The 26137-nt window shown below is 28.5% G+C and carries 24 protein-coding genes; 13 read left to right on the top strand and 11 right to left on the bottom strand.

Translation table 11 applies throughout. From position 1 onward, the window contains the following. Window positions 1-66: 66 nt before the first annotated feature. Window positions 67-3402 (bottom strand): transcription-repair coupling factor, encoded by a 3336-nt coding sequence (gene mfd / locus Q4586_RS01755; RefSeq protein WP_303525793.1) that lies wholly within the window; start codon window positions 3400-3402, stop codon window positions 67-69. A 359-nt stretch (window positions 3403-3761) separates the two neighbouring features. On the opposite strand from mfd, the gene Q4586_RS01750 reads away from it, so the two are divergent. Further along, a complete protein-coding gene (locus tag Q4586_RS01750) occupies window positions 3762-4196 on the top strand; it encodes a TerB family tellurite resistance protein (protein ID WP_068702049.1) in 435 nt (144 codons plus the stop codon). Window positions 4197-4254: 58 nt separating this feature from the next. Beyond that, window positions 4255-4848 carry an outer membrane beta-barrel protein gene (locus tag Q4586_RS01745; RefSeq protein ID WP_084443023.1) on the top strand — a complete coding sequence of 198 codons (594 nt, stop codon included), beginning with the start codon at window positions 4255-4257 and terminating at the stop codon, window positions 4846-4848. 53 nt (window positions 4849-4901) lie between these two features. Here the strand turns inward: Q4586_RS01745 and gltX are convergent, their stop codons facing one another. The 3 genes from gltX to Q4586_RS01730 form a co-directional block, all read right to left on the bottom strand. Beyond that, complete coding sequence (gene gltX / locus Q4586_RS01740) at window positions 4902-6419, bottom strand: glutamate--tRNA ligase (RefSeq protein WP_303525792.1); 1518 nt, start codon at window positions 6417-6419, stop codon at window positions 4902-4904. An 88-nt stretch (window positions 6420-6507) separates the two neighbouring features. After that, window positions 6508-6675 carry a hypothetical protein gene (locus Q4586_RS01735; RefSeq protein WP_176714941.1) on the bottom strand — a complete coding sequence of 56 codons (168 nt, stop codon included), beginning with the start codon at window positions 6673-6675 and terminating at the stop codon, window positions 6508-6510. Window positions 6676-6773: 98 nt separating this feature from the next. Then, window positions 6774-7619, bottom strand: a complete 846-nt coding sequence (locus Q4586_RS01730) for a transporter (RefSeq protein ID WP_303525787.1) — start codon at window positions 7617-7619, stop codon at window positions 6774-6776. Between the two features lie 124 nt (window positions 7620-7743). On the opposite strand from Q4586_RS01730, the gene Q4586_RS01725 reads away from it, so the two are divergent. From Q4586_RS01725 to Q4586_RS01710, 4 genes are all read left to right on the top strand, one after another. Further along, complete coding sequence (locus Q4586_RS01725; RefSeq protein ID WP_303525785.1) at window positions 7744-11058, top strand: DUF4175 family protein; 3315 nt, start codon at window positions 7744-7746, stop codon at window positions 11056-11058. A 38-nt stretch (window positions 11059-11096) separates the two neighbouring features. Next, window positions 11097-11513, top strand: a complete 417-nt coding sequence (ybeY, locus tag Q4586_RS01720) for an rRNA maturation RNase YbeY (protein WP_303525783.1) — start codon at window positions 11097-11099, stop codon at window positions 11511-11513. A 30-nt stretch (window positions 11514-11543) separates the two neighbouring features. Next, window positions 11544-13421, top strand: a complete 1878-nt coding sequence (mnmG, locus tag Q4586_RS01715; protein ID WP_303525780.1) for a tRNA uridine-5-carboxymethylaminomethyl(34) synthesis enzyme MnmG — start codon at window positions 11544-11546, stop codon at window positions 13419-13421. Between the two features lie 92 nt (window positions 13422-13513). Continuing rightward, on the top strand, window positions 13514-14398 hold the full coding sequence (locus tag Q4586_RS01710; protein ID WP_303525778.1) for a class I SAM-dependent methyltransferase: 885 nt from the start codon (window positions 13514-13516) through the stop codon (window positions 14396-14398). A 141-nt stretch (window positions 14399-14539) separates the two neighbouring features. On the opposite strand, the gene Q4586_RS01705 is transcribed toward Q4586_RS01710, so the two are convergent. Next, window positions 14540-14938, bottom strand: a complete 399-nt coding sequence (locus tag Q4586_RS01705) for a DoxX family membrane protein (protein ID WP_068702035.1) — start codon at window positions 14936-14938, stop codon at window positions 14540-14542. A gap of 128 nt (window positions 14939-15066) precedes the next feature. On the opposite strand from Q4586_RS01705, the gene Q4586_RS01700 reads away from it, so the two are divergent. Further along, a complete protein-coding gene (locus Q4586_RS01700; protein ID WP_303525775.1) occupies window positions 15067-15993 on the top strand; it encodes an SPFH domain-containing protein in 927 nt (308 codons plus the stop codon). Window positions 15994-15995: 2 nt separating this feature from the next. Further along, window positions 15996-16313 (top strand): heavy metal-binding domain-containing protein, encoded by a 318-nt coding sequence (locus tag Q4586_RS01695; protein ID WP_303525773.1) that lies wholly within the window; start codon window positions 15996-15998, stop codon window positions 16311-16313. A gap of 60 nt (window positions 16314-16373) precedes the next feature. Here Q4586_RS01695 and Q4586_RS01690 read toward each other — a convergent pair whose 3' ends face one another. From Q4586_RS01690 to rnr, 3 genes are all read right to left on the bottom strand, one after another. Beyond that, window positions 16374-16571, bottom strand: a complete 198-nt coding sequence (locus Q4586_RS01690) for a Sec-independent protein translocase subunit TatA/TatB (protein WP_068702029.1) — start codon at window positions 16569-16571, stop codon at window positions 16374-16376. Between the two features lie 34 nt (window positions 16572-16605). Further along, window positions 16606-17283 (bottom strand): head GIN domain-containing protein, encoded by a 678-nt coding sequence (locus Q4586_RS01685; protein ID WP_068702027.1) that lies wholly within the window; start codon window positions 17281-17283, stop codon window positions 16606-16608. A gap of 90 nt (window positions 17284-17373) precedes the next feature. Next, window positions 17374-19590, bottom strand: a complete 2217-nt coding sequence (gene rnr / locus Q4586_RS01680) for a ribonuclease R (protein WP_068702025.1) — start codon at window positions 19588-19590, stop codon at window positions 17374-17376. A 115-nt stretch (window positions 19591-19705) separates the two neighbouring features. Between rnr and Q4586_RS01675 the strand changes: the two genes are divergently transcribed. The 3 genes from Q4586_RS01675 (at window position 19706) to Q4586_RS01665 (ending at window position 22397) form a co-directional block, all read left to right on the top strand. Then, complete coding sequence (locus tag Q4586_RS01675) at window positions 19706-20617, top strand: diacylglycerol/lipid kinase family protein (protein ID WP_303525768.1); 912 nt, start codon at window positions 19706-19708, stop codon at window positions 20615-20617. Between the two features lie 905 nt (window positions 20618-21522). Beyond that, window positions 21523-21957: a ribose 5-phosphate isomerase B gene (gene rpiB / locus Q4586_RS01670; protein WP_068702021.1), complete on the top strand. Its 435-nt coding sequence runs from the start codon at window positions 21523-21525 to the stop codon at window positions 21955-21957. Continuing rightward, window positions 21957-22397: a GNAT family N-acetyltransferase gene (locus Q4586_RS01665; protein WP_068702019.1), complete on the top strand. Its 441-nt coding sequence runs from the start codon at window positions 21957-21959 to the stop codon at window positions 22395-22397. The genes rpiB and Q4586_RS01665 overlap by 1 nt, the downstream gene beginning before the upstream one ends. 161 nt (window positions 22398-22558) lie before the next feature. Here the strand turns inward: Q4586_RS01665 and Q4586_RS01660 are convergent, their stop codons facing one another. Then, window positions 22559-23131, bottom strand: coding sequence for a pseudouridine synthase (locus Q4586_RS01660; protein WP_068702017.1), 573 nt, complete (start codon window positions 23129-23131; stop codon window positions 22559-22561). A gap of 4 nt (window positions 23132-23135) precedes the next feature. Further along, on the bottom strand, window positions 23136-23927 hold the full coding sequence (locus tag Q4586_RS01655) for an aldose epimerase family protein (RefSeq protein WP_303525762.1): 792 nt from the start codon (window positions 23925-23927) through the stop codon (window positions 23136-23138). A 115-nt stretch (window positions 23928-24042) separates the two neighbouring features. Here Q4586_RS01655 and recA point away from each other — a divergent pair, with 115 nt between their 5' ends. Further along, on the top strand, window positions 24043-25050 hold the full coding sequence (recA, locus tag Q4586_RS01650) for a recombinase RecA (protein WP_068702012.1): 1008 nt from the start codon (window positions 24043-24045) through the stop codon (window positions 25048-25050). Between the two features lie 93 nt (window positions 25051-25143). Beyond that, entirely contained in the window at window positions 25144-25683 is a 540-nt protein-coding gene (locus Q4586_RS01645) for a GNAT family N-acetyltransferase (RefSeq protein ID WP_303525759.1), read from the top strand. On the opposite strand, the gene dut is transcribed toward Q4586_RS01645, so the two are convergent. Then, a complete protein-coding gene (gene dut / locus Q4586_RS01640) occupies window positions 25680-26111 on the bottom strand; it encodes a dUTP diphosphatase (RefSeq protein ID WP_303525756.1) in 432 nt (143 codons plus the stop codon). The genes Q4586_RS01645 and dut overlap by 4 nt on opposite strands. Between the last annotated feature and the right edge of the window lie 26 nt (window positions 26112-26137).

Genomic DNA, 26137 nt, shown 5'->3' with positions numbered 1-26137 from the left:
TCAAGCGCAGGCGAAAGGTTAAAAATCTAATCAATATTTATTGACTCCGCTCAAAATGATATGAACCTATACTTTTTGTAATATTTTTAAAGCTGTATTTACCGAATCAATTCTAATAAATGTGATTAATAATCGTAAGCCATTTTTGGTTTTCTTCTCTTTCATAACACAACTCTTCGAGTTTTTTTGAACATACTGCAACATTTTTGTAAATGCTGGAGTTTGATAAAATCCGCTTTGTTGATCAGAAACAAAATAACCAATCATACGTTTTTGCTTTAAAATAATTTTTTCTAAACCGAGTTCCTTCGCTAACCATTTTATACGAACAGAGTCTAATAAATCTTGAACCTGAGTTGGATATTCACCAAAACGATCGGTAATTTGACTTTCAAATTCTACCAATTCTTTTTCTTCGGTTAAGGTTCCTAATTTGTTATACAAACTCAATCGTTCGGTTACTGAATTTACGTAATCATCAGGAAAAAGAATTTCAAAATCAGTATCTATTTGTACTTCTTTTACATACTCTTTTGGTTCATTTTCATCTACCGGATACAGTTCTTTAAACTCGTTTTCTTTTAATTCCTCAATAGCTTCTTGTAATATTTTCTGATAAGCATCAAATCCAATATCATTAATAAATCCGCTTTGCTCACCACCTAATAAATCACCAGCACCACGAATTTCTAAATCCTTCATGGCTATATTTAATCCGCTTCCTAAGTCAGAAAATAATACTAATGCTTCAATACGTTTACGAGCATCATCTGTCATCATATGAAATGGTGGCGTAATAAAATTACAGAATGCTTTTTTATTAGATCGACCTACACGACCACGCATTTGGTGCAGATCAGACAATCCGAAGTTATTGGCATTATTTATAAAAATAGTATTGGCATTTGGTACGTCTAAACCGCTTTCGATAATCGTGGTAGACACTAATACATCAAACTCATTGTTCATAAAACCGAGCATCAATTCCTCTAACTTTTTACCCTCCATTTGCCCATGACCGATACCTATTTTTGCCGATGGAACCAAACGTTGTAACAATCCTGCTACTTCTTTGATGTTTTCTATTCGATTATGGATAAAAAACACTTGACCACCACGAGAAATTTCATAAGAAATAGCATCACGAATCGTTTCTTCGCTAAAGCGGATTACATTGGTTTCTATCGGATGACGGTTTGGTGGCGCCGTTTTTATAACTGATAAATCACGTGCAGCCATCAAACTAAATTGTAATGTTCTTGGGATAGGAGTGGCGGTTAACGTTAAGGTATCTACATTTTCTTTGATGGTTTTCAGCTTATCTTTTACGGCAACTCCAAACTTTTGTTCTTCATCAATAATTAACAACCCTAAATCTTTAAAATTGACTTTTTTATTGGTTAATTGATGTGTTCCTATCACAATATCTACACTTCCGTTTGTAACACCTTCTAAAACACCGTTACGCTGTTTTGTGGTTCTAAAGCGGTTTAGATAATCTATGGTAACCGGAAAATCTTTTAAACGCTCAGAAAAGGTTTTAAAGTGCTGAAACGCTAAAACGGTAGTTGGCACTAAAACAGCCACTTGTTTTCCGTTATCTACCGCTTTAAAAGCGGCTCTAATAGCAACCTCTGTTTTACCAAAACCAACATCACCACACACCAAACGATCCATAGGTTGGGCTTTTTCCATATCATTTTTTACATCTTGCGTTGCTGTAAACTGATCAGGTGTATCTTCATAAATAAAACTTGCTTCTAACTCGTGCTGCATGTGCGTATCGGGTCCGAAGGCATATCCTTTTTGTAATTTTCGTTTTGCGTAAAGTTGAATTAAATTAAAGGCAATATGTTTTACTCTTGCCTTCGTTTTTTGTTTTACTTTTTTCCAAGCATCAGAGCCTAACTTATATATTTTAGGCGGTTTACCGTCTTTACCATTAAATTTTGATATTTTATGTAACGAGTGAATACTTACATATAAAATATCGCGGTCGCCGTAAATAAGTTTAATAGCTTCTTGTTTTTTGCCTTCTACATCAATTTTTTGTAAACCTGCAAACTTTCCAATTCCGTGATCAATATGGGTTACATAATCGCCAATTTCTAACTTGGTAAGCTCTTGTAATGTGATGGATTGCTTTTTCTCGTACCCATTTTTTAAGCGAAATTTATAATAACGTTCAAATATTTGATGATCGGTATAGCAAACAATTTTATTTTCTAAATCGACAAATCCTTGATATAATGGAAATACAATGGTTTCATAGGAAACATCAGCTTCATTATCATCAAAAATATCATGGAATCTTTGTGCTTGTTTATCGTTAGAGCAAAATATATAATTGGTAAATCCTTTTGTTGAAAATTCGTTAAAATTCTGAATTAATAAATCGAATTTTTTATTAAAAGAAGGCTGTGGATGGGTATTAAACTTTATTTCTGAAATATCTCTCGACTGTGTTTGAGATGACATTTCAACCAATGTAAAATCTGTTAATTGTTTTTTAATCAAACTACCATTACAAAATAATTCTGAAGGTTTTGAATGGTTAAGTTCGGTAGATAATTCATTAAATGAAAATTCGGCTTTTTTATAAAACTTATCTAAATTTTCGGTAAGAATCTCAGTATTTTTAACAAAAATGGCTGTTTTTGCTGAAATATATTTTAAAAAACTTTCTCTACTTTCTTGTAATGTTTTGTTTTCTACATTGGGCATTATAGATACTTTCTTAAGTTTTTCTTTAGAAAGTTGCGTTTCCACATCAAAAGTTCGAATACTATCTATTTCATCCCCAAAAAACTCTATTCGATATGGTTCATCATTAGAAAAAGAAAACACATCGATTATTCCACCTCGTACTGAAAATTCTCCAGGTTCTGTAACAAAGTCTACGCGATTAAAGTTATATTCAAATAATACTTCGTTTACAAAATCGGGCGATAAACTCTCTCCAACCGTAATTTTTAAGGTGTTTTTTTCGAGGTCTTTTTTAGTAACTACTTTTTCGAATAAGGCAGTAGGATAGGTAACAATTATGGCTGTTTTTTTTTGCGAATTAATTCGGTTTAAAACCTCTGATCGTAACAACACATTAGCATTATCAGTTTCCTCAATCTGATAAGGTCTTCGATAAGACCCCGGATAAAACAACACGTTTTTATCGCCTAATAATTGTTCTAAATCGTTTAAATAATATGCAGCTTCTTCCTTATCATTAAAGATTAACAAATAGGGTTTATCTGCTTTTTTAAAACTTTCAGAAATAACAAAAGACAACGAAGAACCAACCAAATTCGCTATTTGAAAATGGGGTTGTTCTTGTTGAAGTGCATCTACAATCTGCTTAACATTGCTAGATTGTTGGTAATGATTTACAATAGTTTGCTTGCTCAACCTAAAAAAATTTACGCAAATATACGAGGAATGTTTTTTGTTATAAATTAAAAATAATCTATAAACTTTATTTTTTGGATTACTTTTTTTAAAATTTGTCTTTTGTTACAGTTAAAACAGAAATATTTATTTTAAATATGTTTTAAACTAACAAAAACAATAAATAATAATTATATATCCTCTTATTATTTTATGAGCTTAAAACATATTCTTAGAGATCATTTATTATTAATAATATTTATCAATTTATAAAAAATAATAAGTAAAAATTATCTTTAATTTTTGATAGATTTCTTAACTTTAGTAAAAATTTAAACGGTACTTTTTATCGTTATTATAAAATAATTAAAATAAAAAAAATGGCAATATCAGATTTATATTCAAGTGGAAAACACAAACAAGAAATAGGACACTTTGCAAGTGTTGTAAAAATTGCAAAAACAGATGGAATAATTTCAGAAGGAGAACAACAACTATTAGACAGAGCAGCAAAGAGGTTAAACATTACTCAAACAGAATATGTTGAAATTTTAAAGAATCCTGAAAAATACCCTGTAAACTCACCTGTAAATTACGATGAACGTATTGAACGTTTGTATTTATTAACAAAGATGATTTATGCAGATAAACATGTAGATAAGGAACAAGTTACACTAATGCAAAGAATAGCCGTTGCTTTACAGTTCCCAATAGATAATGTTGAAAAAGTATGTGATGAAGCTATACATTTAGTTATGAATTTAAATGATTTAGAAGATTTTATAATTGCTATAAAAAAAGTAAACAGTATTTAAACCATTTATACTAAATTGCAATTTATTAAGTTATTATAAATAAACCTCCCTATAATTTATGAGAAATAAAATTATACTTATTACCATACTTTGCTTTTCTATGCAATTGTTTTCTCAAAATTTAAACGATTCATGGCAAATAGGTGTTGGAGTAGGAATTACAAAATTTAGTGGTGATGATGTAGATTTTATTGGAGATCGCTATCAATTTCAAGTACCTGTACTTAGTTTAACCATGCCTATTGGTGAGCGTTTATCTATTGACGGTGCTATGTCTGTAAATACAATAGATGATGTTGGTTTTATAGAAAATTCTGTAAGTTATTTTTCTTTAGATGGTTCGTTACGTTATAATTTTAATCCTGTTTTTGAAAAATTTGCACCATATGCTTTTATAGGAGCAAGTGTAGTGGATTCTGAACGAAAAATGACCCCTACATTTAATATTGGAACTGGTGGAATTTATTGGCTAAATGATACAATAGGAATCAACCCACAAGTATATTACAAACATTCTTTAGATAGTTTTGAAAGTATGCGATCACATATTCAAGGAACTTTAGGTGTTGTTTTTAAATTAAACTGGAATAATACAGGAAGTATTAATAGAGGAGGTAAATCTTCATCTTCTTGCTACTACAATCAGTTTTAAACAAAATTTACTACATAAAAAATGCCGCTTTTATAAAAGCGGCATTTTTGTTTTTATGATAATTTTTCAATAGCATTATTGATTCGCAATAATGTATTTTCTTTACCAATCATTGTCATAATATCAAACAAATCGGGTCCTGCTAATTTACCTACCAAACTTAAACGTAGTGGTTGCATTACTTTACCAAAACCTATTTCTTTAGCTGTTATCCAAGCTTTTATTACTGTTTGTGCATTTTCTATTGTAAAATTATCAATAGTGGTAATTAACTTAGCTAATTCTTGCATTAACTCACCAGTAGTTTCTTTCCACTGCTTTTTTGCGGCTTTAGCATCATATTCAATAGGATTTTCGAAGAAAAAACTTGATAACTCCCAAAAATCAGCAACAAAAGTTGCACGCTCTTTAATTAATGAAACTACTTTTTCAGTAAATTCAACCTCAGTAGTGATATTTTTTTTGGTAAGAATATCAGTATATAATGCTGCTAACTCTTTATTTGATTTTTGCTGTAAATATTGTTGGTTAAACCATTTTGTTTTATCGGGACTAAATTTAGCTCCTGATTTACTAACCCTACTTAAATCAAAATCTTCAACTAACGCTTCTAAAGAAAAAATTTCTTGCTCTGTTCCAGGGTTCCATCCTAAAAATGCTAGCATATTTATAAAAGCATCTGCAAAATAACCATCTTCTTTATATCCTCTAGAAATATCGCCTGTTTGTTCATTCGTATATGCTAATGGAAATACTGGGAACCCTAGTTTATCACCATCACGTTTACTTAGTTTACCTTTACCAACTGGTTTTAAAATTAGTGGTAAATGCGCAAATTTTGGTGCTTTCCAATCAAATGCTTTGTATAATAATTCATGTAGTGGGAGCGAAGGTAACCACTCTTCACCACGAATAACATGGCTAATTTCCATTAAATGATCGTCAACAATATTTGCTAAGTGATATGTTGGCATTCCGTCAGACTTAAACAATACTTTATCATCTAATACATTCGTATCAATTTTAATTTTACCACGAATTTCATCTTCAAGTATTAAAGTTTCGTCTTGTGGTGTTTTAAAACGAACAACATATTTATTACCTGCTGCCAATTTAGCTTTAACTTCTTCAGCTGAAAGTGCCAATGAACTATTTAATTTTTCGCGATTATGCCAGTTATAAGTAAATGTTTTACCATTTTCTTCGTGATTTTTTCTGTGTGCATCTAACTCTTCAGCAGTATCAAATGCATAATATGCCCAACCTTTTTCGATTAACTCATCGGCATATTTTTTATATAATTCTTTTCTTTCTGACTGACGGTAAGGACCAAATTTTTCATTTATCCCTGGACCCTCATCAAAAGGAATATTACACCATTTTAAGGCATCAATTATATATTGTTCTGCATTAGCAACATAACGTGTTTGATCAGTATCTTCAATACGTAATACAAAAGTTCCGTTGTATTTTTTTGCGAATAAATAATTAAATAAAGCAGTTCTTACACCACCAATATGTAAAGGCCCTGTTGGGCTAGGAGCAAAGCGCACTCTTACGTTATCAGTCATTGTTATTAATTTGAAAGCCCAAATATAGTCATAAAAAAAGAGCATTTGAAAATTCAAATACCCTTTAAGTTATAAAGAAATAAAAATATTAACAACCAGCTATTTTAGGATCAACACAACAATTATAATCTGGTTCTCCAACTTCATAATTCCTTTTACACCAACCTAAATCTTTTTTTATTTGTGTTCCTCCATTAATTTTTTTTTGTTCTAATTTATTTAATACAGAGCCTAAATTTGAAATACTTTTTAACATAGTTTAAAGTTTATAGATTAATAAAGTAGCAATGTATCTAATTCAAAATACTTTTATCAAAATTTAACCGTAAAATAAGTAAGGTAAAACCATAAAAATTAAAACTTATGATATAAACCAAAACTAATTGCGGGTACTTTTGCTACATTACGTCCTGCAAAGGCACCTCCTAATGCTAAATTAGCACCAAAATTTTTATTTATTTCTCCTATAAATTTTAATCCAAATGCAGCAAAACTTTGATCATTTACATACAAACTTGTACTTAAATTTTCTTGAGGCAATGTTATATCACCATTTTTTAAAGAAGCTACACCATCTAAAAAACCAGCAATCCATAACCAATTTAGAGTTTTATAACCTATTTCACCACCTAATTTATAATTACTACTATAGTTGTTTGTACGAATATCAAAACCTGTAAATGCTTGTATGTACCATTTATTAAAACCGCGTCCTACTAAAAATAATGGGGTAAATGTCCAAGCATCATAACCGCTTCGTAAACCAGCGCTTTCTATATAGCTTCCTGTATTTGCTTCAATTGCTAACTGCCCTGATATAATCCATTTTTTGTTATAAAAATTGTGTTTAATTCCTACTTGAATATTTCCAAGCATTGTTTCAGTTGCTCTTTCAGTAACAAATGTTGGTAATTCTAATGACATATCTTCAGACAAATCACCTGATTTTAACATCTTAAAAGGCAAATTTGCAAATAAACTTGTTTTATTTGTTATTCCGTATTCACCATACAATTGTAAAGTATTATCAGTTATTTTTCTTTGTGTAGTTCGCTCTGGATTACCATAAATTTTATCATAAGATGGAACTGTTGTAAAGGAAACTTGTAAATATGATTCTTGCTTTTTCTTAGTCCACGGACTTTGAGAAAATAAATTATAAGAAATGGTTAATAGTAGTAAAGTAAATAGTTTTTTCATCTTTAAAGTAAATATAAATCAAGTTTAATATAAGTTTTAATAACTTAGTCTAGTATAAACAAAAGTTCTTACAGAAATCTTTAACTAAATTTTACTTTTAAAAATAGTACTTTTATAAATCGATATGGAAGATTTTAATAGAATAACACAGAAATTACAGCAGTTTAGTAAAAAATACTATACCAACAAACTCATAAAAGGAAGTATTTTATTTATTTCTTTAGGGCTAGTATATTTATTTTTCACCTTATTTATAGAATATTTTTTATGGTTAAAACCATTGGCTAGAACAATATTGTTTTGGCTATTTATAATTATTGAACTCCTTTTATTTATCCTTTTTATTTGTTTTCCAATTTTTAAAATTACAGGATTACAAAAAGGAATTTCTGATATAGAAGCTTCAAAAATGATTGGAAACCATTTTCCAGAAGTAAATGATAAACTTTTAAACATATTACAATTAAAGGATACTAACGAGCAATCTGATTTATTATTAGCTAGTATTAGTCAAAAAGCAGAAGAAATAAAGCCCATATCATTTAACAAGGCTATAAATTTTAGTAGTAATATTAAATACTTAAAATACGCTGCAATTCCTGTTTTTATTTGGATACTTTCGTTTATAACAGGAACAACAAAAAATTTATCTGATAGTTTTAACCGTGTTGTAAACCATTCAACAGCTTACCAAGCACCCGCACCTTTTTATTTTAACATAACTACTAAAAATTTAAAAGTTATTAGAGGAGAAGATATAACCATATATATTCAAACCACTGGTAAAATTACTCCAGAAGAAGTAAAAATTCATTTTAATAAGCAACATTATTTTTTTAACAATGAAGGTAATGGTTTATTTTCTTATACATTTATTGATGTTCAGGAGCCTATAATTTTTTATGCAAAAGCAAATAATATTACTTCGTTACAGTATAGTATTGAAGTTATAAAAACACCTGCTATTCAAAACATAGCATTAAATTTAACTTATCCTAAGTATACAAAGAAAAAAAATGAAACCATAAATAATACTGGAAATCTAAATGTTCCACAAGGAACAATTGTAAAATGGCATGTAAAAACATCTGAAACTGATACTGTTAACTTGTTATTAAATAAACTTCGTTATCATTTTAGCAAAAATAAACACAATGATTTTTATTATTCTAAGCAAATAAAAAATTCGATTAATTACCAAATAACTACAACAAACAAAAACCTACGAGACTATGAACAATTACAATTTACTATTAATGTAATTAAAGACGAACACCCTTTAATTAATGTGAGGTCTAATATTGATAGCATTTCACGTGGAAATGCTCAATTTATTGGACAAATAAGTGATGATTATGGTTTTAAAAAATTAGAGTTAGTTTATTATGATAAGAACATTATTGAAAGTAAAAATTATAAATCAATTACTATTAGCAACAACACAATTCAAAGTTTCTTCTTTGAATTTCCTAATGAATTAAACTTAACAAAAGGAATCGATTATGAACTCTATTTTCAGGTGTTTGATAACGATGCTGTAAACGGTAGTAAAAAAACAATTAGCAAAAAGTTCTCGTACAGACAAAAAACAAATAATGAAATAGAAAATGAGTTATTACAAGAGCAACAAAATTATATTCAAACGCTAGAAAACTCCTTAACAAAACAAAAAAAGAGTAAAAAAGAATTGCAAAAAATTCAGTTTAATCTTCAAAATAAAGAAAATGTTAATTGGAAGGATAAGAAAAAAATAAAAAATATAATTAAACATCAAGAGCATTACAAACAGATGATGCAACGACAAACTAAAAATTTACAGCGTAATTTTAGTGAAAAGAAAGAGAAAAACAAGAGTTTACAAGAAAAGAAACAACAATTAAAAAAGCGTATTGATGAACTTAAAAAGCTAGAAAAACAACAAAAATTATTAGATGAACTTAAAAAATTAGCTGAAAAATTAACTAGGGAAGATTTAATAAAAAAAACGAAAGAACTGGCTGAACAAAATAAACAACAAGAAAAGAGTTTAGAGCGTATTCTAGAAATGACTAAACGCTTTTATATTGAACAAAAGCTACAAAAGGCAGCTGATGACTTAAATGAACTTTCTAAAAAACAAAAAGAATTAAGTACTAAAGAAATTAATACTAAGGCGCAAGAAGAAATAAATAAAGAATTTCAGCAGATTAAAAAGGATTTAGATAACATTAAAAAAGAAAATAAGGAGTTAAAAAATCAGATGGAATTACCTGAAATGGATGCATTAGCTAAAAAGACGCAAGAACAGCTTAATACAGCTAATCAAAATATAAAAGATAAGCAACAAGGTGAAGCTAAAAAAAATCAGAAAAAGGCTTCTGAAAAAATGCAAAAAATGAGTCAGAACATGCAACAATCTATGCAGGAAATGAGCATGCAAATGGAAGAAGAAAACATGGAAGGTTTACGTCAGGTATTAGAAAACTTAATTACATTTTCTTTTGATCAAGAAGCATTAATGAATATATTTTCAAGTACTAATTCCTCACATCCTAATTTTGGTAAAAACTTACAAAAACAATATCAACTTAAAACCTACTTTGAGCATATTGATGACAGCTTATTTGTTTTATCAATAAAAAACCCAAAAATATCTTCTAAAATTCAAGATCAGTTATCATTAGCTCATTATAATTTAAATGAATCATTAGAAAATTTTGCAGATAATAAATTTACCAACGGAGTTACAAATCAACGTTATGTAATGACTGCTGCAAATACTTTAATCGATATGTTAAGTAGTACATTAGATGCTATGAAAAATCCAAAACCTGGACAAGGTAAAGGAAAAGGTAAAGGAAAATCTTTTAGCTTACCTGACATTATTCAAAAACAAAGTGACTTAATGAAAAAAATGCAACAAGGTATGCAGCAAAAAGATCAAGGAAAATCAAAAGATGGAAAAAATGGAAAAAGTGAGAAAAAGAATGGAAAAAAAGGTGAAAATGGAAATCAGAATAGTGAACAGCAGGGTGAAGGATTAGATGGAGATTTGTATCAAATTTATAAAGAACAATCTCAATTAAGGCAACAACTTGAAGATGCACTTAAAGGAAATAGAGAAGGTAATGATAAAGCTAAAAAAGCCTTAAAAGAAATGGAACAATTAGAAAATGACATTCTAGAAAAAGGTTTTACACAAAAAACTATTAACAGAATGCAACAGTTAAACCACCAATTATTAAAATTAGAAGGAGCTACATTTAAACAAAATAAGGATAATAAAAGAAAAGCAAATACCAATACAGAAGAGTACAATATTAAAAAAGCGAAAGATTTAAAGTTTAAAAAGTTGTTTTATAACCAAACAGAAATATTAAACAGAGAAGCATTACCTTTGCGCCCTAATTACAAAAAGAAGGTTCAAGAGTATTTTAATCTTCAAAACAACAATAAGTAATCAACATTATTTTATGTTATTATTAAACAATTTAAAGGATGATTGTATTTAATTACGAAACAGATTTTACTCTAAAAAACGAAGACAAAACTTTAAAATGGATTAAAACCTGTATACAAAATGAAGGTTTTGAGTTAGGTGAAATCAACTATATTTTTTGTGATGATGCTTATTTACACAAAATGAACGTAGAGTTTTTGCAACACGATACCTTAACAGATATTATTAGTTTTGATTATACTTTAGGTAAATTAGTTGGGGGAGATATTTTTATTTCAGTTGAAAGAGTAAGAGAAAATTCAAAAGAATTTAATGTGTTATTTGAAAACGAAATACATCGTGTAATTATTCATGGTATTTTACATTATATGAAATACAAAGATAAAACCGATGAAGAGAAACAAATAATGCGCGCTAAAGAAAATGATTCTTTAGAAATTTTAAATAGAAACTAAAATCGTTCCACGTGGAACAGTAGTAAAAAAATGAGTTTATTTAACACAACATACGATGTAATTGTAGTAGGAGGTGGACATGCTGGTAGCGAGGCTGCAGCAGCTAGCGCAAACATGGGTGCACACACTTTGTTAATTACTATGAACTTGCAAAACATTGCTCAAATGAGTTGTAACCCTGCAATGGGAGGAATTGCAAAAGGTCAAATAGTTCGCGAGATTGATGCTTTAGGTGGTTATAGCGCTATTGTAACAGACAAGACAGCTATACAGTTTAAAATGCTAAACAAATCGAAAGGACCTGCTATGTGGAGTCCGAGAGCACAATCTGATAGAATGCAATTTGCAGAGTGTTGGAGAACCATGTTAGAGAAAACTGATAATCTAGATTTTTATCAAGATTCTGTTAACGGATTATTGTTTGATGATGATAAAATTGTTGGAGTAAAAACAGCTTTAGGATTAGAAATAAAAGCTAAAACAGTTATTGTTACCGCGGGTACTTTTTTAAATGGATTAATTCATATCGGTGAAAAAACATTTGGTGGTGGTAGAGCAGGAGAAGGAGCTTCAACTGGAATTACGGAAGATTTAATTGAAAAAGGGTTTGAATCTGGAAGAATGAAAACCGGAACTCCACCAAGAGTTGATGGAAGATCTTTAGATTATTCTAAAATGACAGAACAACCTGGTGATGAAAATCCAGAGAAATTCTCATACTTACCAATCACCAATACATTAACAAAACAACGGTCTTGTTACTTAACATACACCAATCCTGAAGTACATGATTTACTTCGTGAAGGTTTTGATAGATCACCAATGTTTAACGGTAGAATTAAATCTACCGGACCAAGATATTGCCCTTCTGTTGAAGATAAAATTGATCGTTTTGCAGAGAAAGAAAGGCATCAAGTTTTTGTAGAACCTGAAGGATGGAATACAGTTGAAATTTACGTAAACGGATTTTCAACATCTTTACCAGAAGATGTTCAAGATAAAGCAATACGTTCTATTGCCGGATTTGAAAATGTAAAATTCTTACGTTTTGGATACGCAATTGAATATGATTATTTTCCACCAACACAATTAAAACACAACTTAGAAACTAAATTAATTGAAAACTTATTTTTTGCAGGTCAAATAAACGGAACAACTGGTTATGAAGAAGCAGCTGCGCAAGGATTAATGGCTGGGGTAAATGCTGCTTTAAAAACAAAAAATAAAGAACCATTTATCCTTAAAAGGAGTGAAGCTTATATTGGTGTTTTAATAGATGACTTAATTACCAAAGGAACAGAAGAACCATATAGAATGTTTACTTCTCGTGCTGAATACAGAACACTATTAAGACAGGATAATGCTGATTTACGTTTAACTGAAAAATCTTTTAACATCGGTTTAGCATCTAAAGAGCGTTTGGATAGAGTAGAGAATAAGAAGATTAAAACAGGAGCCTTACTTAAATTTATAGAAAATTTAAGTGTAAAACAAGAAGAGGTAAATCCTATCTTACAAAGTAAAGGCTTAAGTTTAGTAAATCAGTCTGTAAAATTATTTAAGATTGCAGCAAGACCACAGTTAACCTTTTTAGATTTTAAATCGATCAAAAAACTAGATAACTATTTAACCGAAAATAATATTGATCAAGAAATAATTGAACAAGTAGAAATTCATTTAAAATATTCAGGATATATTGAAAAGGAAAAAAACAATGCTGATAAATTAAATAGACTAGAAAATGTTCCAATTCCTTCTAAATTTGATTACAGTAAAGTAAAATCTTTATCATTTGAGGCTAGAGAAAAATTATCTAAAATACAACCAACATCTATTTCACAAGCAAGTAGAATAAGTGGAGTGTCACCAAGTGATATTTCTGTTTTACTGGTTTATATGGGCAGGTAAAATTGTATTTAGAATTAAAAAAAATAAAACGTTCCTTGTGGAGCGTTTTTTCTTTTTACGTAATATTGCAACAACAGTAAACATTGTTCCACATGGAACAATATAAAAAGAAAAAGAAATTGAACACAAAAAAAGAACTATATAAAAACTTAACTCCTTTGTTAAATTGTATTGATTATACAGTTTCTGATGAAAGCTATGAAGTAATGTATAATAAAGAATATGAAATGCTTGTTACTTCACCTGTACCTCAAAATTTAGAAGATTATTATTTAAGTGAAAATTATATATCGCACACAGATAGTAAAAAAACTATTTTTGATACTGTTTATCAACTAGTAAAAAATCATACTTTAAAGCAGAAATTAAAATTAATAAATTCATTTAATACTGAAGAGAAATCTATATTAGATGTAGGTGCAGGTACTGGTGATTTTTTAAAAGTTTGTAAAAATAATGGTTGGGAAATTAATGGAGTAGAACCAGCAAAAAAAGCAAGAGATTTTGCTTTTAATAAAAAAGTTAATTTAAAAGAAAGTATTGATGAATATAAAGGAAAACAATTTGATGTTATTTCACTTTGGCATGTTTTAGAACATGTACCTAATTTAATTGAATACATTACTGAGTTAAAAAAATTATTAAAACCAAAAGGCATTTTAATAATAGCTGTACCTAATTACAAAAGTTACGATGCAAAACATTATAAAGAATTTTGGGCAGCTTATGATGTACCGAGACATTTATGGCATTTCTCTAAAAACTCAATAAAAAAATTATTTAGTGAAGTTGAAATGCAAATAGAAAAAATACTACCAATGAAATTTGATGCGTATTATGTTTCATTATTGTCGGAAAAATATAGAACTAAAAAAACAAACCCGATACGTGCTTTTTTTATTGGTTTAACTTCAAATACAAAAGCAAAACGTTCAGGAGAGTATTCATCATTAATTTACCTTGTAAAAAATATCTAAAAGCTATTTTAAAAGTTATTAAGTATGTTTTAATTTATAAAATATACAAACACCTTACTAAAATTAAAAAACCTCTTAAATGTAATATTTAAGAGGTTTTTTAATCAGTAAAAATTATTAAAAAATAAATTAAAATAAGTTTTATTGATTTAATAAATACATACCAAAAATTGTAATAATAAAATAAACTGCTAGCGTCATAGCACCTGCATAATCTTTTGCTAATCTTTGACCAACTAAAAGAAAAATTAATGATAAGGCTGCAATTTGAGTTCCTAATAAAGCTAGGTAAGTATTTCCAGTAGTTACTAAATTAAAAATACCAATAAACATAAAAGCACCCGCAATTAATTCCATAACAAGAATAATTACTAATAAAAGTGGTACAGAGTTTTTTAATGGCGAATTTTTAAAATGCTCTTTTATAAAAGAAGCATTACCATTAAAGTCGGTTACCTTATCAATTCCAGATTGTAAAAAAGTAACTATTAAAAAAAGTAAGATTAAAATCTCGGTAGCATGCTGTTGTATAAGTTCCATATAATTGATTTTATAGCAAATATAATTTATAAATAAATAATGTAACAAAACTAAAAAAAAACGTCCTATATATATCTATTATAAATAGTATCTTTATCTATAAATTACTAACTCAAAAAAACTAAATTATGCCAATCTATTTGTATCCCGTTATTTTTTTCGGAATCATTATTTTCTTTTCATCATTTTTTACAGTAAAACAACAAACCGCAGCTATTATACAGCGATTTGGTAAGTTTCATAGTATTCGTCAATCAGGATTACATTTAAAAATTCCTTTAGTAGACAGGATTGCAGGTAAGTTGAGTTTAAAAATTCAACAATTAGATGTAATAATTGAAACGAAAACGTTGGATGATGTATTTGTTAAATTAAAAGTATCCGTTCAATATAAAGTTATTAAAGACAAAGTCTATGATTCGTTTTATAAGCTAGATTATCCACATGATCAAATTACATCTTATGTTTTTGATGTTGTGCGTGCAGAAGTACCTAAAATGAGGTTAGATGATGTATTTGTTAAAAAAGATGATATTGCTATTGCTGTAAAATCTGAGTTAAACGAAGCAATGATGACTTATGGTTATGATATTATTAAAACGCTGGTTACTGACATTGACCCAGATGCTCAAGTAAAAGAGGCTATGAATCGTATTAATGCTGCAGATAGAGAGAAAACTGCTGCACAATATGAAGGAGATGCACAACGTATTTTAATTGTTGAACGTGCTAAGGCAGAAGCTGAAAGTAAGCGTTTACAAGGACAAGGTATTGCTGACCAACGACGCGAAATTGCTCGAGGTTTAGAGGAATCTGTAGAAGTTTTAAACAGAGCTGGTATTAATTCACAAGAAGCATCAGCTTTAATTGTAATTACACAACATTATGATACCTTACAATCAATAGGTGCAGATACTAACAGTAACTTAATTTTGTTACCAAATAACCCAAATGCGGCTAGTTCTATGTTAAATGATATGGTTGCTAGTTTTGCAGCTACAAATCAAATAGGGGAGAGTATGAAGGAAAGTAAACAGCTTAAAAAAGAAGAATAACTATGATAATATCTACAACACATACCATAGAAAATAAATCAGCTAAAGAATATTTAGGAATTGTTAGTGGTGAAACCATTATTGGTGCTAATATATTTAAAGACTTTTTTGCTGGAATAAGAGATATTGTAGGCGGACGTTCAGGTTCTTATGAAAAGGTTTTACGCGAAGCAAAAGATACATCTTTAAGAGAAATGCAAGAACGCGCTAAACAATTAGGTGCTGACGCAATTGTAGGTGTAGATTTAGATTATGAAACCGTAGGTAAAAATGGTGGTATGTTAATGGTTACAGCCTCTGGTACTGCTATAAAATTTTAAAAACGAAAAACCGAAACTAATTATAGTTTCGGTTTTTTTATTATGTAAGTGAAAAGTTAATTATTTGGTTTCTTCTACTTTACTATTTTCTTCATTTTCATCATCTTTAGTAGCAGTTTTAAACTCTTTAATACCTGTACCTAAGCCTTTCATTAATTCTGGAATTTTCTTTCCTCCAAACATTAATAATACCAATGCAACAACTATAGCTATTTGCCATGGTCCTATCATTCCTAAAAATATACTATGTGAAATCATTTTTAATAAAATTTTACATTACAAAGATACAAAATTAACTTCGGTGTTCTATTACGCCACCGATTACTTTTTTATTTTTAAAAACTTCAGGTTTTCCTTTGTAAAAAATAGATCCTCCGAAAGAAACTTTAGCGTCTAGTGTTTCACCTGCTTGTACTTCTACTTTAGAACCAGAACCAGCACGTACATGATTTAAATCACTTACCATTAATTTATAACCATGATACATACCACCTAAATCAGCATTTACATTTTGATTTTTTGTGGTACCAGAAAGCTTAATAACGGCCCCTGATGAACTTTTAACCTTTAAATGCTTAACATCAACTACCATGTTAATAAAAGCTCCCTCTTGAGCTTTAATTTCAATTTGAGTCTGTTTAATACCTTTACCTGTAATAGTAGCACCTTCATTTGCATCAATTATTTTTAATATTGTTGCATAATTCAGTTTTACTTTTACTTTTCCATCGGCAGTAGTTTCAGGAAATTTTAATGATATTTTTAAAGTATTATTTTTATTTTTTATTGTTACTTTTTCAGCTTTTTCACCAGTAACAGTAATTTTATTTTCTGTAGATTTTATCAACTCTACATCAATTCCGTTATACACTTTTATTGTAGAAAATTCTCCTAAACTTTTTGTAATTGTTGTTTGTGCTGATGCTAAAACGGACATCAAAAACAAACATAAAAGGGTTATTTTTTTCATTTTAATTGTTGTTAATTATGGGGTATACTCAATAATTATACCAATAGTATAAAGACAAATATTAAAATTTATTGTGACAAAAAAGATATATTAATGCGAAATTAAATGAAAATCTAAATGTTTACGTTCTAAATCTGTATTTTTAACTTTAACAACCACTTCATCACCTAACTGAATTACATTGTGTGAAGATTGACCAACAATGGCGTATTGTTTTTCATCAAAAATGTAATAATCATCTTTTATATCTCTGATACGAACCATTCCTTCACATTTATTTGAAGAAATTTCTACATAAATACCCCATTCAGTAACTCCTGAAATAACACCAACAAATTCTTCATCTTGGTGATCTTTCATATATTTAATCTGCATATATTTAATGCTAGATCGTTCGGCTTTAGCAGCTAATTCTTCTCTTTGTGATGAATGTTTACATTTAACTTCATAATCATCTGCTTTTGGTGAAGTTCCACCGTCTAAATAATGTTGTAATAAACGATGCGTCATTACATCGGGATAACGACGAATTGGCGATGTAAAATGACTATAATAATCAAAAGCTAATCCGTAATGCCCAATATTTTGAGTAGTATAAGCTGCTTTACTCATCGATCGGATTGCTAAAGTTTCAACCATATTAGCTTCACCTTTTCCATGAACGTCACTTAATAATTTATTTAAAGATTGTGATGTTTTTTCCTTGGTTTCTGTATTAATTTTATATCCAAATTTATTGATAATGTTTTGTAATGAAGCTAATTTATCAATATTTGGTTCATCATGTGTACGATAAATAAAAGTATTTTTAGTTTCTTTTCCTTTAGAAAAACCGATAAATTCTGCTACTTTTCTATTAGCTAATAGCATAAACTCTTCAATAAGTTTATTAGCATCTTTAGATTCTTTAAAGAAAACTCCCACAGGATTTGCTTCTTCATCTAAATTGAATTTAACTTCAACTCTATCAAATGAAATTGCACCAGCTTTCATACGTTTTTTACGTAGTTTTTTTGCTAATTCATCTAATTTTAAAGTGGCTTCTACAATTTTTGGAGTTACTTGATATTCTTTATCTATAATTGAAACATCAAGTGGCATTGTATAAGGTTGAATATCATCAGAAAGTGTACAATTTTCTATAATAGATTGTGCCTCTTCATACGCAAATCGTTGATCTGAATAGGTTACAGTTCTACCAAACCATTGCTTAATAATTTGTGCTTTTTCATTGATTTCAAATACTGCCGAAAATGTTAATTTTTCTTCATTTGGTCGTAATGAACAAACACCGTTACTAAGCATTTCTGGTAACATAGGTACCACTCTATCAACTAAATAAACTGATGTTGCTCTCTCATAAGCCTCATCATCTAAAATAGTTTTTGGTTGTAAATAATGAGAAACATCGGCAATATGAATACCTATTTCGTAATTTCCATTTTCTAATTTGGTAAACGATAATGCATCATCAAAATCTTTAGCATCTTTAGGATCAATGGTAAAGGTTAAATCGTTACGCATATCTCTTCGTTTCGCAATTTCTGTTTCAGTAATTTCAATTGGTAAACTTTCCGCTTCTTTTTCTACTTCTGATGGAAATTCATAAGGCAATCCGTATTCTAATAAAATAGAATGAATTTCTGTTTCATGCTCGCCTGGTTTACCTAAAACTTGGGTTATTTTACCAAACGGGTTTTTAGAATTATCAGGCCAATCTGTCATTGTTGCAACCACTTTATCACCATGTTCTGCTCCATTTATTTTATTTTGAGAAATAAATAAATCAGCATACATTTTTTGATTATCTGGTATTACAAAACCAAAAGTTTTATTCATTTGTAAAACACCAACAAATTCTGTTTTATGGCGTTCTATGATTTCAACAACTTCAGCTTCTAATTTATTTGAACGTCGTTTTTTATAAACAAACGCCTTTACGGTATCTTGATGTAATCCTTTTCCTAAATTTATTGAAGGTATAAAAATATCATTTTCAAAATCATCACACATAAAATATCCGTTTCCATTAGATGTTACATCTAACGTACCAATATGATATTTACGATCTTCGTTTATTTGATATTTACCTCTATCAATTTCTTTAATTTTTTTGGTAGCTGTTAATTCAGTTAATTTTTTTAATACTTGCGTTTTTCCGTCTGTATCAGAAATTTTCATTTTACTAGCAATTTGCTTGTAATTATAGGTTTTTGAAGTATCTTCTTTAAGTATTTTAAATATATTTCGGGTTAAATCTTTAATTACTTTCCCCTTTTTTTTGTAGATTTTTTTCTTTCTAGTCATTAATCTTTCTTCTTTTTATAATTGTTACCAATTTACAAATAAATACACAGCTTTGTTTATTAAATAAGTGTTATCAATCTATTTTGTATTTTGGCGTTATTATACATTATTATTTATGATACATTCTTGGTTTGTAATTGCTAATCCAGTTTCTGGAAATAAAAAACTTTCTAAAAAATGGAAAGAAATTGAGCAATTATTAAACGAAAAAAATATCGATTTTTTTGTTGCTTTTACAACACATTCTAAACATGAAATTGAATTGGTACACACAGCTATTCAACAAGGGTATAGAAATATAATTTCCGTTGGCGGAGATGGTACACTACATCATGTAGTAAACGGAATTATGACGCAAAGATATGTAAAAACTTCTGATATTACCGTAGGTGTAATTCCTTTAGGTACCGGAAACGATTGGATTAAGACTTATAATATGCCAAATAATGTAGCTAATTCGATAAATTTAATTCATCATAAAAAAACAATTTTACAAGATATTGGGTATTTACAATTAACAAATACTAGTGCTTTTTTTAATAATGTTGCCGGTATTGGTTATGATGGCTATGTTGTTAACAAACTAAATAAATTAAAATGTTTTGGGCCAATAGCTTATCTTTTAAGTGGTATTGCTGGATTATTATTATATAAAAAAACAATTTTTACTATTGAGGTAAATAATCTATCTATAGAAACAAAATGTTTAATGACACTTTTTGGTATTTGTAAATATTCAGCTGGTGGTATGCAATTAACTGATTATAAAGATACTACAGATGGTTTATTTGATATTACAATAGCTAAAAATTTAGCATTAATTGATTTGATTCGTAATATAAAAAAGCTATATAATGGCTTAATAATTAATCATAAAAAAGTAGAAACACATCTTTCAAACACTTTGTTAATAACTCCTAAATACGCTAAAATTCAACCATTTATACAAGCTGATGGCGAATTAATTGGTACCGGAAAAGTAACAGCATCAATAATTCATAAAGCTTTACGGTTTGTAATTCCTTAAAAAGTTAAAAAAATCTTAATAAAATTGTAACATTTTTTAAAATTTTACGTCTTTATAAGTATACAAGTCGTTTTTAATGAAAAACTTACATAAAATAATAGGATTATTTATTTTTATATTTATTACAGGTATTATTGTTACTGTAATAAGTATTAATACGACTTTAAATAAAAAAACGCCTACCAATTTAGTTAAAACTAAAGACTCCGTTTATCTTCTAAAAAAAGGAAAAAGAAACGCTTAAACACTATTAGTATCTTTTATACTTACTTATCAACATCACTAGTTTTATATATACTTTATTAAGAATTTTATATTTTAAAAATATTCTTAATTAGTAAAATATATATTCATTTTAAAATTTCAATTTTCTAAAAACTGTTATTAACATATAATATTATTTATATAAAAGATTTTTAAAATTTAAAAAAAGAAATGATTGTTATTATAGTGTGTTAATATGTAGCATAACTTAGTGTTTAAATTTTTGTCAATATCACTTATTAAATAAAATAAACATGTTATTAGTTAATTAAAAACTTTAAAATCAACTATAAAACAGAGTTATTAACAATAGTTATAAACAATAATTCACTTAATTTTATGAATAGTTAATTGATTTTATATTGTAAACAACAGGTTAATTTTATGTTGATAAATGTTTATTAGAAACTCATAAAAAAAGTTGTGTATGTAATACTTGTTCTTGTATTGTAAAAAAAACGTAAATAATCAAATAAACTTTTTAAAATCTTCTAGTAGTTCTTAACAATTAACTAATATCATTTAAGTACTTAATTTTTAAAGGCTTATTAAGAATACTAAAAAAAGCATTGTTAATTACTGTTGATAACCGTTAATAACTGTATTTTTGTAGTACACAACTAAATTAAAATCAACAAATTATGACAATTGCCATCGGAAATGACCATGCAGGTACCGAATATAAATTTGAAATTATTACTCTTTTAGAAGAATTAGGCCATAAAGTAATTAATTTTGGAACTAATGATACTAGTAGTATGGATTATCCTGATGCCATACATCCAACTGCCGAAGCTGTAGAAACCGAACAAGCTCAAATGGGAATTATTTTATGCGGTAGCGGTAACGGAGCTCAAATGACTGCTAATAAACACCAAGGAGTGCGTGCTGCTTTATGTTGGAATAATGAATTGGTACAATTAACCCGCCAACATAATAATGCAAATATTTTAACTATTCCGGCTCGTTTTGTATCATTACAACAAGCATTAGGTTTTGTAAAATTATTTTTAGCAACAGAGTTTGAAGGAGGTCGTCATGCAAATAGAGTTAATAAAATAGCGTGTAATTGCTAATGATATTTAAAATAAAAACATTTAAAGAATTAACAACTTCAGAACTGTATGAAATACTTCAATTACGTTCTGAAGTTTTTGTTGTTGAGCAAGATTGTGTATATCAAGATATTGATTTTAAAGATCAAAAAGCATTACATGTTTTAGGTTTTAAAGATGATAAAATAATAGCGTACACTCGTTTGTTTGATAGTAAGCAATATTTTGATACGCCTAGTATTGGTAGGGTAGTTGTAAAAAATAGTGAACGTAAATTTGGTTATGGACACGATTTAATAAAAGCATCTATACAAGGAATTGTTGATAATTATAGCGAAAATAAAATTACAATTTCGGCACAAACCTATTTACAAAAATTTTATGAATCTCACGGATTTAAGCAAGTAGGAGAAGGGTATTTAGAAGATAATATTCCGCATATTAAGATGGTTAGAGCATAGTTATTTCTTTTTCTCTTTTTTATTTATTTTATATAACAAGTATCCAAATCCTACTATAAAATGTAAGATTATTATAGCTGCAATTATATAAATAAAAGTATTTGAATTATCTCTCATACAGTAAAATTAATCAAAAGAAAATTTTTAAAAAGTAACATAGGTTACAGTAGTTTTTCTACTTCAATAACGTCACCAGAATCCATTTTACCTAATAAAATATTTCCTACACGAACACGTACTAAACGTAGCGTAGGGCAATCAACAGCCGATGTCATTTTACGAACCTGTCTAAATTTACCTTCGGTTAAAGTAACAGAAATCCAACTCGTAGGTCCATGACGGTCGTCCCGTATTTTTTTAGAGCGTTCTGGAAAATCAGGAATATCAATTAATCGAACTTTACAAGGTTTGGTTTGGTATTTTTTACCATCAAAACCAATTTCAACACCTTTTTGTAATTGTTCAATTTTTTCTTGGGTTATTAGCCCGTTAACTTGTACATAATATTCTTTTTCTACCTTACCCCTGGTGGTAATAAAATCACTTACTTTTCCATCGGTAGTTAATAACAATAAACCTTCCGATTTTACATCTAATCTACCTACAGCCATGGTTCCTTCAGGAAAATCATGTAATTCGCCTAACATTTTATGTTTACCACCTTTTTTTTGATTGGTAATAAATTGTGATAAAAAACCAAATGGTTTGTAAATTATAAAGTGCCTATGTTCCATGTTTTTATAAACTACTAATGGTTACCGAAAATAATTCCTTACCAGTACTTATTCTCATATTTTTTTCTGAATATTTTTGAGTTTTTAACAGTGGATATTGAGTTATAGGCTCAATACAAAGCATGTTATTAACTTCGGTCCATAACATAAAATTATTAAAGTTTTTAGTATTAATTTTTAAGCTAGGAGTATTATTTTTAATTAAAATAATTTCATCAATATTTAAAACTTTGTAAGCCGCTGAACCTACATTTAAAATTGAATTTAAAGTAATTTTTTCCTCTTCTGTTTTTATAATTTCTGTACCTAAACCCGATAATTTAAAACTCGGATGGTACCCAAACATATAAGGCATTCCTTTATCAGAGGTAATTTCAAAATCTATTTTTATGGATGTATCTGTTAATGAAATTATTTTTCTGAAAGTAAAATCATAAGGCCAAAACAAAAATTCTTGAGTTGATTTATGCGAAAATTTAGCATTTTTAACCAAGGTATTTTTTACATATTTTTTTTCAAAAATTACCGTTGTATTATTTTTAGAAATTAATTGATAACTAAGCTCTCTTAATAATCCATGTTGATCTTGTTTGGCAATACCGTTTGTAGTATTAATAGTATAATCATTATTTTTTGTAGGCCCAATAATAGGAAACATTTCAGTATCAGAAGCATTCCAACCAGGAGCCTCTTTACTATGCATAAATTCTTTATTATTAACAATAAAGCTAACAAGCTCACCATTATTTATAGTAGCTAAACTTAGGGTATTTTTTAAAATAACAATCGCACTCATTTTTTTAAATTTAAATGAAAACAATAATACAAATATTGTAACATAAAAGGTAGTAAAATAAAAGTAGTTTTTCATAACTTAGCTGCTCTTATTTTTAATATAATTAGCACGATTTATGGCAGCAGATAAAGAAAAAGAAGCAAAACTAAAAGCGCTGAAACTTACACTTGATAAGTTAGATAAAACTTATGGTAAGGGAACAGTTATGAAACTGGGTGACAGTCAAGTAGAAGATATAGATGCAATTTCATCAGGATCTTTAGGATTAGATTTAGCTTTAGGAGTAGGAGGATATCCTCGTGGAAGAGTTATTGAAATATACGGACCAGAATCATCAGGTAAAACAACCTTAACAATACATGCAATTGCCGAAGCTCAAAAAGCAGGAGGTATAGCTGCTTTTATTGATGCAGAACACGCTTTTGATCGTTTTTATGCAGAAAGTTTAGGAGTTGATACTGATAATTTAATTATTTCACAACCAGATCATGGTGAGCAAGCCCTAGAAATTGCTGATAATTTAATTAGATCAGGTGCTGTTGATATTGTAGTAGTCGATTCGGTTGCTGCTTTAACACCAAAATCTGAGATTGAAGGTGAAATGGGAGATTCTAAAATGGGATTACATGCCCGTTTAATGTCGCAAGCCTTACGTAAATTAACAGGTACTATTAGTAAAACAAAATGTACTGTTATATTTATTAACCAATTACGTGAAAAAATTGGGGTAATGTTTGGTAACCCAGAAACTACAACGGGTGGTAATGCATTAAAATTTTATGCTTCTGTTCGTTTAGATATTCGTCGTAGAACACAAATAAAAGATGGCGACAGAGTTATTGGTAACAGTACCAAAGTAAAAGTGGTAAAAAATAAAGTAGCACCACCTTTTCAAATTGCAGAATTTGACATTATGTATGGTAAAGGAATATCAAAAGTTGGTGAAGTTTTAGATATTGGTGTAGAATACGGAATTATAAAGAAAAGTGGTTCATGGTTTAGCTATGGAGATACAAAATTAGGGCAAGGTAGAGATGCCGTTAAAAACTTAATTAAAGATAATCCTGAATTAATGGAAGAACTTGAAGGTAAAATAAAAGATGCTATTGAAAATCAAGAATAAGTTTTAAATTAAAAGGTTTATTTATTAAAAAAGCTGTTGAGAAATCAACAGCTTTTTGTTTAGTATATTAGTATAAATTTAGATTTTAAAAGAATGATTTACATTTCAGAAAACATACATTTAAAAGAAATTTTGAATACAGATTCAGAGATTTTTTTCAGATTAATGAAAGAAATTTATCCACCAGCTTATAGTCATTTTTGGAAAGATGGAGGAGCTTGGTACGTAAATACGCAATACTCAAAAGAAAAATTTAATAATGAACTTTTAGATAAAAAATCTGAAAATTATTTTGTGATTTTTAATAATGAAATAATAGGTAATTTTAGAATTATTTGGGAAGAAAAACTAGGAGATTTTAACACCAAAAAATGCGTAAAATTACACCGTATTTATTTACATAAAAAAACACAAGGCAACGGAATCGGTAAAAAATTATTAAGTTGGTTAGAAAATCAAGCTATTAAAAAACAATATAAAATAGTTTGGTTAGATGCGATGGATGCGCAACCACAAGCTTTTGAATTTTATAAAAAATTCGAATACCAATATTATTCACATTGTTTTTTAGATTTTGAACTATTATATGATCAGGTTCGTAAAATGAGTCAACTTTATAAAAAAATAACTTAAACTCCCGTACTACCAAAACCACCTGTACCACGTGCAGTTTCATTTAAAACAGTAACTTCTTGCCAGTTTACACGTTCGTGTTTTGCAATAACTAATTGTGCAATACGCTCACCATCATTTATTATAAAAACTTCATTAGATAAGTTTACCAAAATTACACCAATTTCACCACGATAATCAGCATCCACAGTTCCAGGAGCATTTAAAACAGTAATTCCTTTTTTAGCTGCCAATCCGCTTCGCGGACGCACTTGTGCCTCAAATCCAACAGGTAAAGCGATAAATAAACCAGTTTTTATAATAGTTCTTTCTAAAGGTTTTAGTGTAATTGCTTCTTCAATATTTGCACGTAAATCCATTCCGGCAGAAGCTTCAGTTTCATAAGTAGGAGTTTGATGATTTGATTTGTTGATTATTTGTACGTTCATGCGATTTAATTTTTTTAATATTCAAA

This window comes from Tenacibaculum soleae, assembly GCF_030549005.1.
GTDB lineage: Bacteria > Bacteroidota > Bacteroidia > Flavobacteriales > Flavobacteriaceae > Polaribacter > Polaribacter soleae.
The sequence above is the reverse complement of the archived record's forward strand: the minus strand, read 5'-3'. Positions and strand labels throughout refer to the sequence as shown.

What these genes read in the sequence shown, in the direction of transcription:
- ybeY (WP_303525783.1), top strand. Translation starts at nt 11,097, where the DNA reads ATGATTGTATTTAATTACGAAACAGATTTTACTCTAAAAAACGAAGAC.
- Q4586_RS01705 (WP_068702035.1), bottom strand. Translation starts at nt 14,938, where the DNA reads ATGGAACTTATACAACAGCATGCTACCGAGATTTTAATCTTACTTTTT.
- Q4586_RS01745 (WP_084443023.1), top strand. Translation starts at nt 4,255, where the DNA reads ATGAGAAATAAAATTATACTTATTACCATACTTTGCTTTTCTATGCAA.
- Q4586_RS01725 (WP_303525785.1), top strand. Translation starts at nt 7,744, where the DNA reads ATGGAAGATTTTAATAGAATAACACAGAAATTACAGCAGTTTAGTAAA.
- rpiB (WP_068702021.1), top strand. Translation starts at nt 21,523, where the DNA reads ATGACAATTGCCATCGGAAATGACCATGCAGGTACCGAATATAAATTT.
- Q4586_RS01645 (WP_303525759.1), top strand. Translation starts at nt 25,144, where the DNA reads ATGATTTACATTTCAGAAAACATACATTTAAAAGAAATTTTGAATACA.
- Q4586_RS01710 (WP_303525778.1), top strand. Translation starts at nt 13,514, where the DNA reads ATGGAACAATATAAAAAGAAAAAGAAATTGAACACAAAAAAAGAACTA.
- gltX (WP_303525792.1), bottom strand. Translation starts at nt 6,419, where the DNA reads ATGACTGATAACGTAAGAGTGCGCTTTGCTCCTAGCCCAACAGGGCCT.
- Q4586_RS01655 (WP_303525762.1), bottom strand. Translation starts at nt 23,927, where the DNA reads ATGAGTGCGATTGTTATTTTAAAAAATACCCTAAGTTTAGCTACTATA.
- Q4586_RS01750 (WP_068702049.1), top strand. Translation starts at nt 3,762, where the DNA reads ATGGCAATATCAGATTTATATTCAAGTGGAAAACACAAACAAGAAATA.
- Q4586_RS01735 (WP_176714941.1), bottom strand. Translation starts at nt 6,675, where the DNA reads ATGTTAAAAAGTATTTCAAATTTAGGCTCTGTATTAAATAAATTAGAA.
- Q4586_RS01675 (WP_303525768.1), top strand. Translation starts at nt 19,706, where the DNA reads ATGATACATTCTTGGTTTGTAATTGCTAATCCAGTTTCTGGAAATAAA.
- mnmG (WP_303525780.1), top strand. Translation starts at nt 11,544, where the DNA reads ATGAGTTTATTTAACACAACATACGATGTAATTGTAGTAGGAGGTGGA.
- Q4586_RS01700 (WP_303525775.1), top strand. Translation starts at nt 15,067, where the DNA reads ATGCCAATCTATTTGTATCCCGTTATTTTTTTCGGAATCATTATTTTC.
- Q4586_RS01685 (WP_068702027.1), bottom strand. Translation starts at nt 17,283, where the DNA reads ATGAAAAAAATAACCCTTTTATGTTTGTTTTTGATGTCCGTTTTAGCA.
- Q4586_RS01695 (WP_303525773.1), top strand. Translation starts at nt 15,996, where the DNA reads ATGATAATATCTACAACACATACCATAGAAAATAAATCAGCTAAAGAA.
- rnr (WP_068702025.1), bottom strand. Translation starts at nt 19,590, where the DNA reads ATGACTAGAAAGAAAAAAATCTACAAAAAAAAGGGGAAAGTAATTAAA.
- Q4586_RS01730 (WP_303525787.1), bottom strand. Translation starts at nt 7,619, where the DNA reads ATGAAAAAACTATTTACTTTACTACTATTAACCATTTCTTATAATTTA.
- dut (WP_303525756.1), bottom strand. Translation starts at nt 26,111, where the DNA reads ATGAACGTACAAATAATCAACAAATCAAATCATCAAACTCCTACTTAT.
- recA (WP_068702012.1), top strand. Translation starts at nt 24,043, where the DNA reads ATGGCAGCAGATAAAGAAAAAGAAGCAAAACTAAAAGCGCTGAAACTT.
- Q4586_RS01665 (WP_068702019.1), top strand. Translation starts at nt 21,957, where the DNA reads ATGATATTTAAAATAAAAACATTTAAAGAATTAACAACTTCAGAACTG.
- Q4586_RS01660 (WP_068702017.1), bottom strand. Translation starts at nt 23,131, where the DNA reads ATGGAACATAGGCACTTTATAATTTACAAACCATTTGGTTTTTTATCA.
- Q4586_RS01690 (WP_068702029.1), bottom strand. Translation starts at nt 16,571, where the DNA reads ATGATTTCACATAGTATATTTTTAGGAATGATAGGACCATGGCAAATA.